Origin of the sequence: Actinoplanes sp. L3-i22 (assembly GCF_019704555.1) — a bacterium.
Taxonomy (GTDB): domain Bacteria; phylum Actinomycetota; class Actinomycetes; order Mycobacteriales; family Micromonosporaceae; genus Actinoplanes.
In genome coordinates this window covers 5,929,567-5,945,197 of sequence record NZ_AP024745.1, presented here as the reverse complement: position 1 = coordinate 5,945,197, position 15,631 = coordinate 5,929,567, and the positions used below count along the sequence as shown (strand labels likewise).

Annotated in this window: 13 protein-coding genes; 5 read left to right on the top strand and 8 right to left on the bottom strand. The window is 71.5% G+C overall.

Translation table 11 applies throughout. The annotated features are described in order from the left end of the window. Positions 1-94 precede the first annotated feature (94 nt). Positions 95-484 carry a metalloregulator ArsR/SmtB family transcription factor gene (locus tag L3i22_RS26545; RefSeq protein WP_221329658.1) on the top strand — a complete coding sequence of 130 codons (390 nt, stop codon included), beginning with the start codon at positions 95-97 and terminating at the stop codon, positions 482-484. Then, on the top strand, positions 481-960 hold the full coding sequence (locus tag L3i22_RS26540; protein ID WP_221329657.1) for an SRPBCC family protein: 480 nt from the start codon (positions 481-483) through the stop codon (positions 958-960). Before L3i22_RS26545 ends, L3i22_RS26540 begins: the two co-directional genes overlap by 4 nt. Before the next feature lie 44 nt (positions 961-1,004). Here L3i22_RS26540 and L3i22_RS26535 read toward each other — a convergent pair whose 3' ends face one another. The 6 genes from L3i22_RS26535 to L3i22_RS26510 all read right to left on the bottom strand — a co-directional run bounded on the left by L3i22_RS26535 (position 1,005) and on the right by L3i22_RS26510 (position 8,698). Continuing rightward, on the bottom strand, positions 1,005-1,532 hold the full coding sequence (locus L3i22_RS26535; RefSeq protein ID WP_221329656.1) for a hypothetical protein: 528 nt from the start codon (positions 1,530-1,532) through the stop codon (positions 1,005-1,007). Then, positions 1,529-3,613, bottom strand: a complete 2,085-nt coding sequence (locus L3i22_RS26530; RefSeq protein WP_221329655.1) for a galactose oxidase early set domain-containing protein — start codon at positions 3,611-3,613, stop codon at positions 1,529-1,531. The genes L3i22_RS26535 and L3i22_RS26530 overlap by 4 nt, the downstream gene beginning before the upstream one ends. Further along, positions 3,610-4,860 (bottom strand): glycosyltransferase, encoded by a 1,251-nt coding sequence (locus tag L3i22_RS26525; protein ID WP_221329654.1) that lies wholly within the window; start codon positions 4,858-4,860, stop codon positions 3,610-3,612. The genes L3i22_RS26530 and L3i22_RS26525 overlap by 4 nt, the downstream gene beginning before the upstream one ends. Next, positions 4,857-6,467, bottom strand: a complete 1,611-nt coding sequence (locus tag L3i22_RS26520; protein ID WP_221329653.1) for a glycosyltransferase family 39 protein — start codon at positions 6,465-6,467, stop codon at positions 4,857-4,859. The genes L3i22_RS26525 and L3i22_RS26520 overlap by 4 nt, the downstream gene beginning before the upstream one ends. Next, positions 6,464-7,699 (bottom strand): glycosyltransferase, encoded by a 1,236-nt coding sequence (locus tag L3i22_RS26515; RefSeq protein ID WP_255658613.1) that lies wholly within the window; start codon positions 7,697-7,699, stop codon positions 6,464-6,466. Before L3i22_RS26515 ends, L3i22_RS26520 begins: the two co-directional genes overlap by 4 nt. 399 nt (positions 7,700-8,098) lie before the next feature. Beyond that, positions 8,099-8,698 (bottom strand): HD domain-containing protein, encoded by a 600-nt coding sequence (locus L3i22_RS26510; RefSeq protein WP_221329651.1) that lies wholly within the window; start codon positions 8,696-8,698, stop codon positions 8,099-8,101. 69 nt (positions 8,699-8,767) lie between these two features. On the opposite strand from L3i22_RS26510, the gene L3i22_RS26505 reads away from it, so the two are divergent. From L3i22_RS26505 to L3i22_RS26495, 3 genes are all read left to right on the top strand, one after another. Then, a complete protein-coding gene (locus L3i22_RS26505) occupies positions 8,768-10,774 on the top strand; it encodes a DUF6461 domain-containing protein (protein WP_221329650.1) in 2,007 nt (668 codons plus the stop codon). 109 nt (positions 10,775-10,883) lie between these two features. Beyond that, complete coding sequence (locus tag L3i22_RS26500; RefSeq protein ID WP_221329649.1) at positions 10,884-12,194, top strand: ABC transporter substrate-binding protein; 1,311 nt, start codon at positions 10,884-10,886, stop codon at positions 12,192-12,194. A gap of 135 nt (positions 12,195-12,329) precedes the next feature. Continuing rightward, complete coding sequence (locus L3i22_RS26495) at positions 12,330-13,694, top strand: cellulase family glycosylhydrolase (RefSeq protein ID WP_221329648.1); 1,365 nt, start codon at positions 12,330-12,332, stop codon at positions 13,692-13,694. Positions 13,695-13,701: 7 nt separating this feature from the next. On the opposite strand, the gene L3i22_RS26490 is transcribed toward L3i22_RS26495, so the two are convergent. Both L3i22_RS26490 and L3i22_RS26485 read right to left on the bottom strand, forming a co-directional pair. Next, the gene (locus L3i22_RS26490) at positions 13,702-14,493 is read right to left on the bottom strand and encodes an MBL fold metallo-hydrolase (protein ID WP_221329647.1); all 792 of its coding nucleotides are present in this window, start codon (positions 14,491-14,493) and stop codon (positions 13,702-13,704) included. 14 nt (positions 14,494-14,507) lie between these two features. Beyond that, entirely contained in the window at positions 14,508-15,629 is a 1,122-nt protein-coding gene (locus tag L3i22_RS26485; protein WP_221329646.1) for an NAD(P)/FAD-dependent oxidoreductase, read from the bottom strand. Positions 15,630-15,631 lie beyond the last annotated feature (2 nt).

Sequence of the window (15,631 nt, the reverse complement as noted above, 5' to 3'; positions counted from 1 at the left end):
ACGCCGGGAACAACCATGAGTGCCAGCCGGGGCCGGGATCACCTGCCGGGGGTGGCATTGCCAGACGCGTAACCCATTGGTTACGCTTCCAGGCGTGGACGAGGTGGCCGGGGCGATCGCGGATTCGGTGCGGCGGGAGATCCTGCTCATGCTGCGGGACGAGTCGCTGTCGGCCGGCCAGATCGCCGAGCGGTTCGCGATCAGCCGGCCGGCGGTCAGCCGCCACCTGCGCGTGCTGCGCGAGGCCGGGCTGGTCAGCGACACCGCCGACGGCCGCCGCCGGGTCTACGAGCTGGTCACCGCGCCGCTGGACGAGCTGGCCGGGTGGCTCGACCGGCTGACCCGCCCGTCCGGTTGGGCGCACCACCTCGACGCCCTGGAGACCGAGGTCCACCGCACCCGCCGCGAGCGACAGGCCGCCGGGCCACGCCTCGAGGACCGCGCATCGGAGGACCGTGGAACATCTGAGAGGAAGACCGCATGAGCCCGACACCGACCGGCCGCCTGTTCGGCGACGACCTGGTGCTGACCCGCACGTTCCGCGCCCCGATCGGGGACGTCTGGGCGAGCCTGACCGAGCCGGAGCGCACCGCCCGCTGGTTCGGCCCGTGGGAGGGCGACGCCGCCCCGGGCCGCACGATCAAGGTGCAGATGGTCCAGGAGGAGGGCAAGCCGTGGTTCGACATGACGATCGACGCGTGCGAGCCACCCCGGCGGCTGGCGGTGTCGGCCGGTGAGGCGGACGGCCGCTGGCACCTGGAGATGACGCTGACCGAGGAGGCCGGCGTCACCGAGCTCCGCTTCACCCAGCACCTGACCACCACCGAGGGCGTCGGCGAGGTCGGCCCGGGCTGGGAGTTCTACCTGGACGCCCTGGTCGCCGCCCGCGACGGCAACGACGTGCCGAGCTTCGACGACTACTACCCGTCGATGAAGGAGCACTACGAGTCCCAGCGATGACGTGCGGGGATGCCTGCCCGGGCCGGCAGGCATCCCCAGGTCGGTCAGCCGCAGGCGATCCGGTTGCGGTCCGGGTCGAGCTTCTGCGGGTCCTTGGCCACCACCTTCAGGCCGGTGAACCCGTGCGCCTTGAGCCAGGCGCACCGGTCACTCGTCCCCTTGGGGTAGGTCAGCGGTACGCACTGCGCCGTGGTCCCGTAGTTCCGGTCGCACCCGTCGACCGTCGGCGCCACCTTGACCGGTGTCCGCGGCGATTTCCCGGGGCGGATCCGGGTCCGGCCGGGCTGCGCCGCGAACGTCTGCACGAACGGCGCCGGTGTCCCGTACACACGCGGCTTTTTGGCGGAGGACGAAGCCGTGGTCGCGGCTGGGGAGGAAGGCGGCACCGGAGCGCGATCCCCGGCCCGGTCGGTGCGATCGGTGCGATCGGCCGGCGCGGCCGGGGACGCCAGGAGCTGGGCGGCCGGCGTGCTCATCACGGGCTTCTGCTGCCCGGCACCGACCGTCCAGGCGGCCGCCCCGGTCAGGGCGAGCGCCGCGACGGCGATCCCGGCGAAACGTAGACGGCTCATCCGACGTGCACCCACTTCGCTACCGATGGAACACCGTTGGTGCCGACCGCGAACAGCATGTACCAGCCGGGCGGCGCCAGGTTCGGGTTGCTGGTCAGGTTCAGCCCGATCGTGTTGCCGTTGACCGTCAGCGGCAGGTCGACGAACCGCTGGTTGGGGTCGCTGGAGTGGGTGACCGCGGCCGGCCGGATCAGCTCGGCCTTGAGGATCGGCGCGTCCACCGTGATCGACTGCTGCGAGCCGTAGGCCCACTGCGTCCCGGAGATCCCGGTGATGTGCGGCCGGGCCCCCTTGAACAGGTACGACGGCGAGTACACCGAGATCCGCATGTCGAACGTCCCGTTGCCGGGGTTGTCGCCGACCGCCATCACCCGGCCGTCGGGCAGCAGGAACGCCGACGAGTGGTACGTGCGCGGCACCGGGTCGGTCGCCATCCCGGGCGTGAACGTGTTGGTGGCCGGGTCGTACATGGACGCCTCGTACACCGGGTCGGCCCGGTTGTGCAGGCCCCCGCCGGTCTCGAAGACCTTGCCGTCGGGCAGCAGCACCGCGGAGACGTACATCTTGCCCTGCGCGGCCGTCTCCGGGGCGCCGCCGGTGACGGTGCCGCCGGGCAGCGCCGGGCCGGCCGTGTAGACCGGGTTGGCCGGCTTGAGGTCGATCAGGTCGGTGAGCCGGTGCGCGTCCGGGTTGCTCTCGATGTTGCCGCCGCCCATGGTCAGCACCTTCTGGTCCTGGGCCGGTGGCAGCAGCACGCTCATCGACTGGTCGCGCTCGTCCTTCTTGCGCAGCCCGTCGACCGGGGTGACGGTGTTGGCGTTGTAGTCGTAGATGCTGCTCCCGGTGCCGGACAGCCCGTTGCCGAAGACGTGGCTGCCGGTGTAGAAGAGCCGGCCGTCCTGCATCAGGATCATCGACGGGTACAGGCCCCAGAAGTTCCACGTCTGGTGCGCCTCGTTGAGGCCGAGCCAGCGCTGCTGGGCGTTGGAGAAGTACTGGGTGGCGACCATCCCGTTGGAGTCCTCGCCGAGGCCGCCGAGGCTGATCACGTCACCGTTGCCCATCGCGGTCGCCGACGGGTACCAGGAGCCGGCGGTCATGTCGTTGACCCGGGTGTAAGCGTTGGTCGCCGGGTCGAAGATGTACGAGTTCTTCAGGCCCTTGTACCCGTGGCTGCCGTCGGCGGCCGGGTAGTCCTTGTTGCCGCCCATCACCAGCACCCGCCCGTCCGGCAGTTGCACGTGCCCGGAGCAGAACAGGTCCTCCGGCGTGGCGATGGTCGTGAACGTGCCGTTGCCCGGGTGGTAGACCGCCGACTTGAACGTCTTGGCGGCGAAGTCGTCGGGGTTGTTCCCGGACCCGGCGACCAGCAGCACGTCACCGCTGCGCAGCACGACCGCGTGGATCGCCCGGACCGTGGAGTTGAACGGCATCACCGCCCAGGCGCCCTTGGTGCAGGCGGTCCCGGCGCTGCAGGACTGCTCGGGCGCGGGCAGCGTGGCGTCGGCCGTCTCGTAGTCGTCGGTCTGCAGCGTGCCGACGCCGTAGATGGTGATGCCCCAGACGATCTGGTCGGTGTTCGCCGGCACCTGCGGGGTGCGCACGGTCGACTGGGTCCAGCCGGTGGTCGGGGCGAGGCTGGCCAGGTCGGTCCAGTAGACCCAGCCCTGGGCGACGTCGTGCCGGAACATCGTCATCACGGTGTTCGGCGTGGTCGTCTGGTACCAGGCGGACAGGTCGTACTGGTGACCCGGGGTGACGTTGGGCGCGCACGAGGTGTCCTCGAGCATCATCGCCTTGCGGTCACCGCTGCCGGCCGAGGTGAGCGTGACGGTCATCGCGTTGGTGCCGCTGTGCGCGGCGTGCGTGACCGCGAAGGAGTAGCCGCTGGAGCCCCAGCCGGACTTCTCCCAGCAGACCGGGAAGCCGCTGCTGTCCAGCGCTTCCAGGCCGGGGTTGCCGACCAGGTTGGCGCTCGCCCCGGCCGGCAGCTGCGGCAGGCCGAGGAAGAGCACCAGGGTCAGGACGGTCAGCTGGGCGATGCGGAGCCGGTCCCGCCGGCTCATCACGGGTCTGTTCATTTGCGCCCCAGGTAGATGACTTTTTCGGCGATCAGGAACCGCACCGCGAACGACGCGACGAGGGTCAGCAGGTTGGCCGCGAGCACCCCGGTGTGCACGCCGTCGACCAGCAGGGCCAGCAGCGGGATCCGCAGCAGCAGATCGGCGTTGCCGACGAGGAAGAAACGACCGAATCGGGCCGTGAAACCTCGCTCACGCCGGTTTCGATACAAGATCTGGTCGATCAGCGCGAAGTTCCACACCACCGCGACCACGTTCGCGGCGACGGCGGCCGGGGCGTAGTGCAGACCCGCTCCGACCAGCCCCCACAGCACCGCCTGGTTGGGCAGGAGCCCCGAGAGGCCGATCAGGCCGAAGCCGAGCATCCGGGCCCGCCCGCTGCCCAGCCGCAGCCGCCCGAGGTGCTTGAGGAACCGCAGCCCCTCGGCCACCGTCGACTTCGACTCGCCGGCGTGCCGGGGCTGGAACGTGTACGGCACCTCGACCACCCGGCCGGGCCGGTTCCGGACGATCAGCTCGAGCAGGATCTTGTAGCCGAGCGGCCGCAGCTGCTCGGCGTCGAGCGAGCTGGCCCGGATCGCGAACAGCCCGCTCATCGGGTCGCTGACCGACAGCAGGTGGTTCCGGAACAGCGTCTTGACCAGGATCGTCGACCCGCGCGAGACGAGCTTGCGGTAGCCGTCGGCGAGCCCGCCGGTGCTGCCGCCGCCGGTGTAGCGGGAGCCGATCACCAGGTCGGCGCCGTCGCGCAGACCGGCCGCGATCAGGTCCGGGACGATCTCCGGCGGGTGCTGCAGGTCGGCGTCCATCACCACGACCCACTCGCCCTGGGCCAGCCGCATGCCCTCGACCACCGCCCCGCCGAGCCCGCCGGCCGCGTCGTCGCGGTGGTGCACGGTGATCGCCATCGGGTAGTCGGCGGCCACCCCGGCGATCACGTCGGGCGTGCCGTCGGTGCTGTCGTCGACGAAGACGATCTCGGTCTCGGTGTGCGGCAGCGTGGCCGCGAGTCGCTCCAGCAGCGCGACCACGTTGTCGCGCTCGTTGTAGGTGGGCACGATGATGCTCTGCCGCAGTGCGTTCGGCGCGTTGCGGACGCCGATCTCGCCGGGCAGGACCGCGCGGGTGCGGCCGGGCTTGCGGTGCTGCTGCAGCGGGACGGTCTTCTCGCCGGGTGCGACGGTGGCGCGGATCGGTGAGTGCACCACCGCGCGGGCGGCGTAACGATCGTCAGCGGCCAGGGTCATGAATTGTTCTCCAGGTTGTTGATCCGCCGGACCTCGATGCGGCCCTCCTGCGGGCCGAACGCGGCGACCACGGTCGAGTTCGTGAGCAGGGTGTTGACGGTCGGCAGCGCGGCCGGGTCCTGCCGCAGCGCCGGGGTGGAGACGATGTAGTCGACGTCGTGCCAGCCGTGCGGCAGGGTGGCCTTGACCGCCGGGTCGAGGTCGAGCTTGTAGAACCAGATGACCTTCTCCTGCTGGTAGCCGGCCTGGACGCAGTCGAGCCAGAGCACGTCGTCGACCACCACCGTGGTGTCCTTGCGGTCGAGCACGGCGGTCCGCAGGTAGTCGGCGGCGGCCGCGTAGCCGGCGTTGTCGTTCGCGGTCAGGGCCCGCTGGTTGCCGGTCCACCAGCGCGGGACGACGAACGTGGCCGCCAGCCCGGCCAGGACGACGAATGCCGCGATTTTCGCCAAGCGGCCACGCTGGTCCGCCACCACGACGATCTGATCGAGAGCCGCGGCGATCGCGATGGCGAAGAACGGGAGGATCTGGACCACGTACATCGCCGGCAGGTAGCCACCGGGACGCAGCGCGACCAGGGTCAGGATCACGCCGGCCACGGCGGGCGGGCGCAGCCGCCGTACCGGAAGGATCGCGACCGTCGCGACCAGCCCGGCCACCAGGATGATCGGGTCGTAGTACAGCCAGGAGTGCAGCAGGTCGTTGGCGCCCGAGCCGCCGGTGAAGATGCTGCCCGAGCCGGACCGGCTGGCCAGCTGGAACTGCCAGGCGCCGATCAGCGACACGTGCCCGGGGCCGGGGAACAGCTCGCCGCGCAGCAGCGCGTAGAGCGGGTAGAACGCGCCGACCAGCACCACCCCGCTGGCGTAGCCGCCGACCGCCCACGGCCGGGTCGAGCTGCGGGCCGCGTTCTGCCACAGCGCGACGACCACGGCCGGCGCGGTGACCAGCATGGTCTCCTTGCTGAGCACGGCGATCGCGGTGGCCGCGCCGGCCGCGGTGACGTGCCACAGGTGCCGGCGCGGGGACAGCACCAGGGCGAGCGCGCCGAGCATCCAGGCGACGGCGAAGCTGTCCAGGTAGATCTCGCGGTCCATGGTGATCGCGAGCGGGGACAGTCCGAAGATCAGCAGCGCGGCGGCCGACGACCAGACGGCCATCCCCGTCCGGCGGCAGATCGTGTAGATCAGCATCAGGCTGGCCGCGATCACCGGGAGCATCGCGATCCGGCCGGCGGCGACCGCCGGGCTGTGCACGCCGAACACCCCGGGCAGCCAGGACAGGGCGGCGAGCTGGATCCAGGCCAGCGGCGGGTGGTCGTACCAGTAGGTGTAGTGCGCCAGGCCTTTGCCGTTCGCGACCGCCCAGGCCTGCGCGAGGTAGGTGCCCTCGTCGTCGCTGGCCCCCGGGAACCCGGTGATGTTGATCGCGAGGACGGTCACCACCAGCGCGGTCAGGGACAACATCAGGTAGGTCTCCGGGTTGCGCCCGCGTCGTTTTCTCGCGCCGGGCGCTTCGGCCGGGTCAGAGATTGCTTGGGTACGGCCGTCCGCCGCGTCCACCAATCGCAGGTTCCCGTGGACCGGCTTCGTCGTGGTCGTGGTCATGCGGCACTCGCCTCAGTGGCCGGAGCGGGGTTGTGCAGGTGCGCCCCGACGTGTGCGGTCAGCTCCCAGTTGCGCCGGCCGGTGTACTCCCGCCAGACGGCTCGCAGCGCCGCGACGCTGAGCACCAGCGCGTACGGGAACGCGCCGAGCGTCAGCCACGCGTAGTGCCGCAGCTTGATCTTCAGGCCGTACTGCATGCCGAAGTCGCGCAGCCCGACGGTCTGGAAGACGATGTTGGCCAGCATCGGCACCACCGGCACGAAGGTGGCCAGCGCGATCCCGACCGGCAGCCGCGCCCAGAGCGCCATCGCGATGCCGACCGGGATGGCCAGGCCGGAGAACGCCTGCAGGAACGGGCCGGTCAGGGTGTAGCGGGCCAGCAGCCGCTGCCGGAACGACGGCAGCCGCCGCCACTCCCCCTTGCGCAGCACCTGCAGGAACCCCTGGTTCCACCGGGTGCGCTGCTTGAGCAGGCTGCCGATGGTGTCCGGGGTCTCCTCCCGGGTGACCAGCGACGCCTCGTAGGCGACGACCACCTTGGCGCCCCGGCTGGACAGCCGCACGCCCAGGTCGCAGTCCTCGGCCAGGCAGGTGCCGTCCCAGCCGTTCGCGGTGCGCAGCACGTCGGTCCGGACGAACACGGTGTTGCCGCCGAGCGGGATGAAGCCCTTGTCGGCGTGCAGGTGCAGCCGGCTGCGGAACCAGAAGAAGTACTCCAGGCAGTTGTGCAGGCTGTACCAGCTGGAGTGGAAGTTGATCAGCTGGACGCCGCCCTGGACCACGTCGGCGCCGGTGGTCCGGAACGCGTGGTCGACGTGTTCCAGCAGGTCGGGGTGGACCTGGTCCTCGGCGTCGAAGACCCCGACCACGTCACCGCGGACGTACGGCAGCGCGGTGTTCAGCGCCCGCGGCTTGTTCTTCACCTCGTTGTGGTCGGTGACCACCAGGATCCGGTCCGGCGCCGTCGCCGCGACCCGATGGGCGACCTCGGCCGTGTCCGGGTCGTCGTGCCCGACGATGAGGATGATCTCGAAGCCCCGGTGGATCGAGCTCAGCAGCCGCTGGACCGTGTGCTCCAGCACGGCCTGCTCGTGCCGGGCCGGCACCAGCAACGAGAACGTGACCCGGTGGTCGCCGTCCGGTTCGGCGAACCGGGTGCCGGCCAGCGTCTCCGGTGTGCGCCAGGCGTGCATCGTCCACCACAGCGTCACCGCAGCGAATACGGAGAGCACAACAGAAATCAAAATCATGACGGCGGCAGCCAAGATCGTGGCCCTTTCGGCAAAGTGAGGAATAGCCACCAGAAATGGGGTGCGGCGAGACCATATCGCTAACCGGCCGGTGCAATTCAAGTCGATCAGAGCCTTTTCCCCTGATCCAGTGAGCAGGGCCGATACACGGCTAATGTCCAGTTCGCCGCGCTTGAACGGATCGACCGGTCAGATCGGTGACACATTTTCCGAGCCATTTCGGGTCCGGACACGAAAAGGCATCCGCCCCGGCCGTCGGAGCGGATGCCTTTTCTTATTCGTGGCCGACGCAAGAAATTCTCACGCCACTGGGAGCGGCCCGCTAGAAAGAAGGTAAACCAGATTGGCTATTTCAAGACATCCCGCGTACGGGGGACAGGATCAGCCGGCGACGGCGTGACCGTACTCCGTGGACAGCGCGCTGAGGTCCGGCGCGCCGTACGTGTCGACCATGCGTGTGAAGCGTTCCGCCTTGTCCGGCCCGAAGCGGGCGACGCTGAGCGTGTACGCGGGCACCGACACGAAGACCGGCGGCGTCTTCTTGCTGTGGAACTTGTCGGCGTACATGACCAGCTCCTCCTCACCGGTCTCGGCCACGTAGTCGCCGGGCGGCAGCGGCAGCCCCTGGTCCAGGATGTCCGCGCGGGTCACGCCGACCCCGGTGTGGCAGGAGCAGAACCGGCACAGGTAGTCCGGGTAGCCCTCGTCGCGCAGCAGCTCGTGCCCGAGCAGCCCGTGCCGGATGTAGCCGGTGAAGTCCGGCGTCCCGTCCCGGCCGTAGAGGCGGTACACGCCGATGTCGTGCAGCAGGCAGCCGGCCCGTACCAGATCGGCGTTCACCCCGAGGTCGAGGCGGTCCAGAAGCTGCTCGGCGATCCGGCAGACGATCTCGCAGTGCGTCCAGACCAGGTCGAACGCCTCGGGCGTGGGCGCGACCCGCTCGTGCAGCCGCCGGATCTCGGGGTCGGAGGGAATCCACATGACCGTCCATGATCCCAGCCCGGCCGCAGCGGGCGGACAGGCCCGCCACGGTCCGGTACCGTCTCGACGGTGGTCGATTCCCTGCCGGACGAGTTCCTCGCCGCCGTGCGCGCCTGCCTGCCGAGGCTCACGGCCCTGATCGCTTCCGGTCCGGCGGCGGAGCTCGGCCGCCTCGGGGCACCCGACGACCCGGCCCCCGCCCTGCCGGCCGGCCCCGCCCCCGCGACGCCCGGCCGCGGCGGGCAGCTGCGCCTGGCCCAGGCCCGGGTCGCCCACCGCCTCGGCGCGTCGGCGGCCGAGCCGGTCCCGCTCACCGCCCTGCGCGACCTGGGCCCGCTGCTGCCCGAGCGGCTGCTCGGCGCACTCGAGGTCACCATCGCCGGCCTGTCGTTCCCGGCGCTGCCGGCCGAGCCCGCCGAGCCGGCGACGACCGGGCTGGCCATGGTCCTCGCCGGCGGGCAGGAGAGCGCCGCGGTCCGGGCCGCCGTCCTCGCCGACCGGCTGCGGCCGGGCCTCGCCGACCTGACCCTCACCCTGACCCGCCGCCTCGGCGCCGCCCTCCCCCCGCCTGCCACGCCGCCGCCCTTGCTGCCCTCGCCGCCCTCCGCGACTCCCCCGCCAGCAGCCCCCTCGCCGGCCCCCTCGCCAGCCCCCTCGCCGCAGGACGCGACCTCCGCGACCTCCGCGACCTCCGCGACCTCCGCGACCTCCGCGACCTCCGCGACCTCCGCGACCTCCGCGAGCAAGCCTGCCGAAGGCGGGCCGGGCGAGGACAGGCCGGGCGAGGACGGGCCGGGCGAGGACGGGCCGGGTGAGGCGGAGATCGCGGCCGCGCACGGGCGGTACTGGCTGGGCCTCGCGGTGGCCGCGTCGTGCGCCGCGGTCGAGCAAGCCGATCCGCCGGGGATCGTGGAACGGGTCGCGGCCGCCGCCGGGCTCGCGGTGGGTGCCGCGGCGACGGTCCTGCGCCGAGCTCCGATGCCTTCGGGGTACGCCGGAGCCCGGCTCGCCCGGATCCGGGACGAGTACCTGCTGCCCCGGCACAGCTACGGCACCGTGATCATCTCCGGTCACCGGTTCGCGCTGACCGAGACCGACTTCCCGGCCGCAGCCGACTTCTCGGACAACGGCCTGGTGACCGTCGTGGACGGTGGGGTGGCGGTGCGGACCGGCGTGGCCGACGGCCCGGTCCGGATGCACCTGTCCGTGCTCGCCGACCCGCCCGCCGAGGTGGAGGACCGCTGGGACGAGATCGTCGAGCTCAGCTGGCACGCGTCGGCCGGGCACGCGTCGATCATGGGACCGGACGGCAGCGGCGACCCGCAGCTGCGCCACGCGACCCCGCCGTGGCCGGGCGACTACCGGGTGCGGGTGCACGCGCGCGGACGCGACGAGGCGGACGACCCGGACGCGCCGGACACCGAGATGTACCACCTGGTGGTGTGGGCCGCGCCGCCCGCCGGGACGGTCGTGCACCAGCGCGGTGACCGGCTCGGGCACCGGTTGCGGGGCGAGCCCGAACCCGTGCGGCCGATTCGCCCCGAGCACGCGTACCGGTGGATCCGCCGTACCGTAATCGCCGGCGCCGCAACCGTGACCGTGGTGACCGGCTCGACCACGGCGGAGGTTCTGCGCGCCTTCGGCGCGGACCCGGACCGGCCGCAGCCGATCGCGTCGATCGAGGCCTCCCCCTGGCCGGACCCGTGGGTGGCGGTGCACGACGCCGGCAAGGCGATCATCGCGGTCGAGTTCAACGGCTACCAGGGGTCGCACGCCGCGGTGGTCAAGGCGGCGTCCGCGCACGGCCGGGTGGCCAGCATGTTCTGGAACGAGCGGGCGCTGACCCGGTTGTCGTTCGCCGAGCACGGCGAGCTGCTCGCGGCGTTCGAGCCGTGGGCGGACCTCGACGCCGAGCCGCGGGTGGCCGCCGCGCTGACCGGGCTGGACTTCGGGTCGCCGGGGCTGCGGGCGGAGAAGGGCCTGGTCGCGGTGGAGCGGTTCACCGGCTGCGGGCCGACCCCGGCGATGCTCGCCGCGATCCGCGCCGGCGACGGCTACCGGATCACCAGCGCCTGACGCAACGGCCGGCTGGGCTCGTGCTCGCGTGATCGGCGCGGCAGGTCCTAGACTCGCGGGAAAACGCATTCCGCATTGATCAACGCCGATCGGAAGGACGCGTTTCACCATGCCCAAGTGGAGTCGCCGCGACGTACTGACCCTGCCCCTCGGACTCGGCGCCGCAGCCGCCCTCGCCGCCTGCGGAGGCAGCGGCGGCGGGGATGCCGGCGGGGAGCTCTCCGACAAACCGGTCACCCTGCGGTTCACCTGGTGGGGCTCGGACGCCCGCCACAAGCGCACCCAGCAGGTCATCGACCTGTTCACCAAGGCGCATCCGACCATCACGATCAAGGGCGAGTTCAAGGACTGGAACGGCTACTGGGACGCCCTCGCGACCACGGTCGCCGCCAACGACGCGCCGGACATCATCCAGATGGACGAGCTCTACCTCGCGTCCTACGCCCAGCGCGGCGCCCTGCTCGACCTGAAGACCGCGGACAAGCACCTGACCACCGGCGACTTCGACCCGAAGGCCCTGGCGACCGGGCTGCTCGACGACAAGCAGTACGCGCTGCCGGTCGGCCTGAACACCTACGCGATCATCGTGAACACCGACCTGCTGGCGAAGTACAAAGTGGCCCTGCCCGACGACGCCACCTGGACCTGGGACGACCTGAAGGCGCTCGGCGGCGCGGTGTCCAAGGCGTCCGGCGGCGCGGTCACCGGCGTACAGTCGTGGGGCTTCGACATGGGCGCGCCGAACATCTGGGCCCGCCAGCACGGCGCCGCGATCTACGCCCCGGACGGTAGGGTGGCCGTGCCGCCGGACGTGCTGGCCGGCTTCTGGCAGTACCTGGCCGACCTGGCGAAGTCCGGCGTCGCGCCGGCCGCGTCGGTGACCGTCGAGCGGGCCAACGCCCCGCTGGACCAGTCCGGCACGGCGACCAACAAGTCCGCGTTCGCCACCTGGTGGAACACCCAGCTGACCTCGCTCGCCACGGCCAGCGGCCAGACCCTCAAGCTGCTGCGGCTGCCGGGCGAATCGACGGCGAGCGCGCCGGGCGCGTACTACAAGCCGTCGATGTTCTGGTCGGTGTCGTCCCGCTCGAAGCACCCGGCCGAGGCCGCCCTGTTCGTGAACTTCCTGGTCAACGACCAGTCGGCGGCGGACATCCTGCTCACCGAGCGGGGCGTCCCGGCGAACCCGAAGATCCGGGCCGGGATCGCCGGCAAGCTCAGCGCCTACGACAAGGCGGCCGCCGACTTCCTGGACACGGTCAAGGTCGGCGAGTCCCCGCGGGTCACCCCGAACGGCGCCAGCGACGTCGAGGCGATGATGCGCCGCCGGACCGAGGAGGTCCTGTTCGGCCGGCAGTCCCCGCAGGACGCGGCGACGTCGTTCATCAAGGAGCTGCAGACCGCGATCGACAACGCCTGAGGCCCGCCGCGGCCGCGGTCGGCGAAAGTTTCGAAACACCGCGGTGACTATCTTGACCAAATGAAGAAACATCTGGACTCTTGTGGGAGCGCTCCCGAATGACCCCCATCAATCCCCAGAAAGGGGAGCCAGACCATGCGAAGAGTCCTCGTCGCGATCTGTGCCGCCCTGCTCGCCGCCACCGGCGCCGTCCTCGCGCTCGGGAACCCGGCGTACGCGGCCACCGGCCTGCACGTCTCCGGCACCGACATCTACGAAGCCAACGGCGCCAAGTTCGTCATGCGCGGCGTCAATCACGCGCACACCTGGTACACCAGCCAGACCAGCTCGTTCGCCAACATCAAGGCGGCCGGCGCGAACACCGTCCGGGTGGTGCTCAGCGGCGGCCGCTGGACCGCGAACACCGCCAGCGACGTCGCCAACGTGATCTCGCTCTGCAAGGCCAACAAGCTGATCTGCATCCTCGAGGACCACGACACCACCGGGTACGGCGAGGACAGCGCGGCGTACACCCTGGACCAGGCGGCCAACTACTGGATCAGCCTGAAGAGCGTCCTGCAGGGCCAGGAGGACTACGTCGCCATCAACATCGGCAACGAGCCGATCGGCAACACCAACCCGGGCCAGTGGACCGCCGCCACGGTCGCCGCGGTCAAGAAGATGCGCGACAACGGCTTCCAGCACCTGCTCGTGATCGACGCCCCGAACTGGGGCCAGGACTGGCAGTACGTGATGCGCGACAACGGCCAGGCGGTCCTCGACGCGGACGCCCAGCACAACACGGTGCTGTCGATCCACATGTACTCGATCTTCGCGCAGGCGTCGTCGATCACGTCGTACCTGGACACCTTCAAGTCCAAGGGCTGGCCGCTGATCATCGGCGAGTTCGGCTGGCAGTTCGACTCCAGCCAGGTCGACGACCAGACCGCGATCGCCGAGGCGGTCAAGCGGGACATCGGCTACATCGGCTGGTCCTGGTCGGGCAACACCGACCCGATCCTGGACATGGTGCTGAGCTTCGACGTCAACCAGAAGACCACCTGGTACCACCGGATCTTCGACGGCGCGAACGGCATCACCGCGACCGCCAAGCAGGCGACGATCTACGGCACCGGCGGCACCACCTCCCCCACGCCGAGCCAGTCCGCGTCCAGCAGCCCGTCGGCGTCGCCGTCCACGTCCCCGTCGCAGCCCACCGGCAAGGCGTGCACCGCGACCTACACGGTGACCGGCTCGTGGTCCGGCGGCTTCCAGGGTGACGTCAAGGTGACCGCGGGCAGCTCGGCGATCACCGGGTGGACGGTCAAGTGGACCTACGCCAACGGCCAGACCGTCACCAACGCCTGGAACGCCACCGTGACCAGCAGCGGGGCCGCCGTCACGGCGAAGAACGTGAGCTACAACGGCAGCGTGGCCGCCGGCGCCAGCACCTCGTTCGGCTTCCTCGGCTCGTGGACCGGCAGCAACCCGGTCCCGGCGGTCACCTGCACCGCCAGCTGATCGTCAGTCACCGGTCCCGGTGCGCGTGCCGGGACCGGTGATACCCCTCGATCAGCTCCTGGAGCCGGTCGCGGCCGAAGCTCGGGCCGTGACCGGGCCGCACGACGGTGACCGGCAGCCCGGCGAGCCGGGTCAGCGAGGCCAGGTAGTCGGTGACGTCCGCCCCGTGGATCTCGTCGAGCAGTTCCTCGCCCTCGTCCAGGTCGTAGACCACGTCACCGGAGAACAGCGTGCCGTCGCCCGGGTCGAACAGCGCCAGGCTGCCCGGGGTGTGGCCGGGCAGGTGCAGGGCGACCAGCGCACGGTCGCCGAGGTCGATCCGGTCGCCGTCGGCCAGCGGCCGGACCGCCGGCACCGGCGCCAGGCGGTAGCTCGCCGGGTCGTAGCCCGGGAACGGCGCCGCCGTGATCATCAGTTCCGGACCGTCCGGCAGCTCCAGGCCGAGCAGGGCGGCCAGCTCCGCGGTGCGCAGCGTGCCGGGCAGCGGATCGTGCAGCGGCTCCCGCGGGTGGGCCCGGACCTCGCCGAACTCCGCCGCCGCGCCCATGTGGTCCAGGTGGGCGTGGGTGACGACCAGGACCGGGTCCCGGTCGAACAGCTCCGGCAGCGCCGGGCGCAGCGGGACCACACCCAGCCCGGCGTCGACGACGAGGTCCCGGTCGCGGCCGCGCAGGTGCCAGATGTTCGCCCGCAGCAGCGCGTCGACGTACGGCTCGGTGATCACCGTCAGGGTGTCGGTGACCCGGGTGACCTCGTACCATCGGCCGGCGACCGGCAGCTCTTCGGCATCTGTGCGCACCGCTGCCACGGTACTCACTCGGCCATCGCGGCGAACATCTCCCGCAGGTGCTCCGGCGGGCCGTCCGGGCCGAACATCTGCTCCAGGAACTCGGCCCCGTCGGTCGGCTTGGCACTGCGCTCGAACATCGCCGCCTCGAACGCGGCCAGCGCGGCCTCCACGTCCCCGGGGTGCGCGGCCAGGGCCCGGCCCAGGTCGGCGCCGTCGAGCATGGCGTTGTTGGCGCCCTCGCCGTCCGGGGCGGCCAGGTGCGCGGCGTCGCCGACCAGCGTCACGCCGGGGACCCGGTCCCACCGGTGCCCGGCCGGCAGGGCGAAGATCGGGCGCAGCACCGGCTGGGTGTCGCTGGCGGTGATCAGCGCGGTCAGCTCCGGCGCCCAGCCCTCGAACTCGGCCGCGATCCGGGCGGTGGTCTGCTCGAAGTCGGTGAAGTCGATGGCCGCGAACCAGTCCAGCGGGCGGTTGAGGATCACGTACGTGTGCAGGGTCGTCCCGCGCTCCCGGTGCGCGTTGATCGCCCGGTCGCCGATGCCCGCCGCCAGGGTTCCGCCGCCGACCAGGGCCGCGACGGCCGGGTGCCGCTCCTCGGCGTCGTACAGGTAGGTCTCCACGAACGACTCGCCGGTGTACGCCGGCTGGGCGTCGGAGAGCAGCGGCCGGACCCGGGACCAGGCGCCGTCCGCGCCGACCAGCAGGTCGGTGACCTCGGCGCCGCCGTCGGCGAAGGTGACCTCGTGGCGGCCGTCGCCGAGCGCGCGCACGCCGGTGACCTTGCGGCCCCACCGGACCGTGCCGGGCGGCAGCGCGTCGAGCAGCATCTGCCGCAGCTCGCCGCGCTGCACCTCGGGGCGTCCGCCGGCGCCGTCGTCCGCCTTGTCGAACAGGACCGCTCCGTCCGGGCCGGCGATCCGGAACGCCTGCCGGCCCGCCAGCGTCAGTGCCCGGAACTCGTCCAGCAGACCGGCCGCCTCGACGGCGAGCTGCCCGTTGTAGTCGTGGATGTCGAGCATGCCGCCCTGGGCGCGGGCCGCCGGGGACGCCTCCGCCTCGTGGACCACGGCCGGGATGCCGTGGACGTGCAGGACGCGGGCCAGGGTGAGGCCGGCGAGGCCGGCGCCGATGATCGTGACGTTCATGC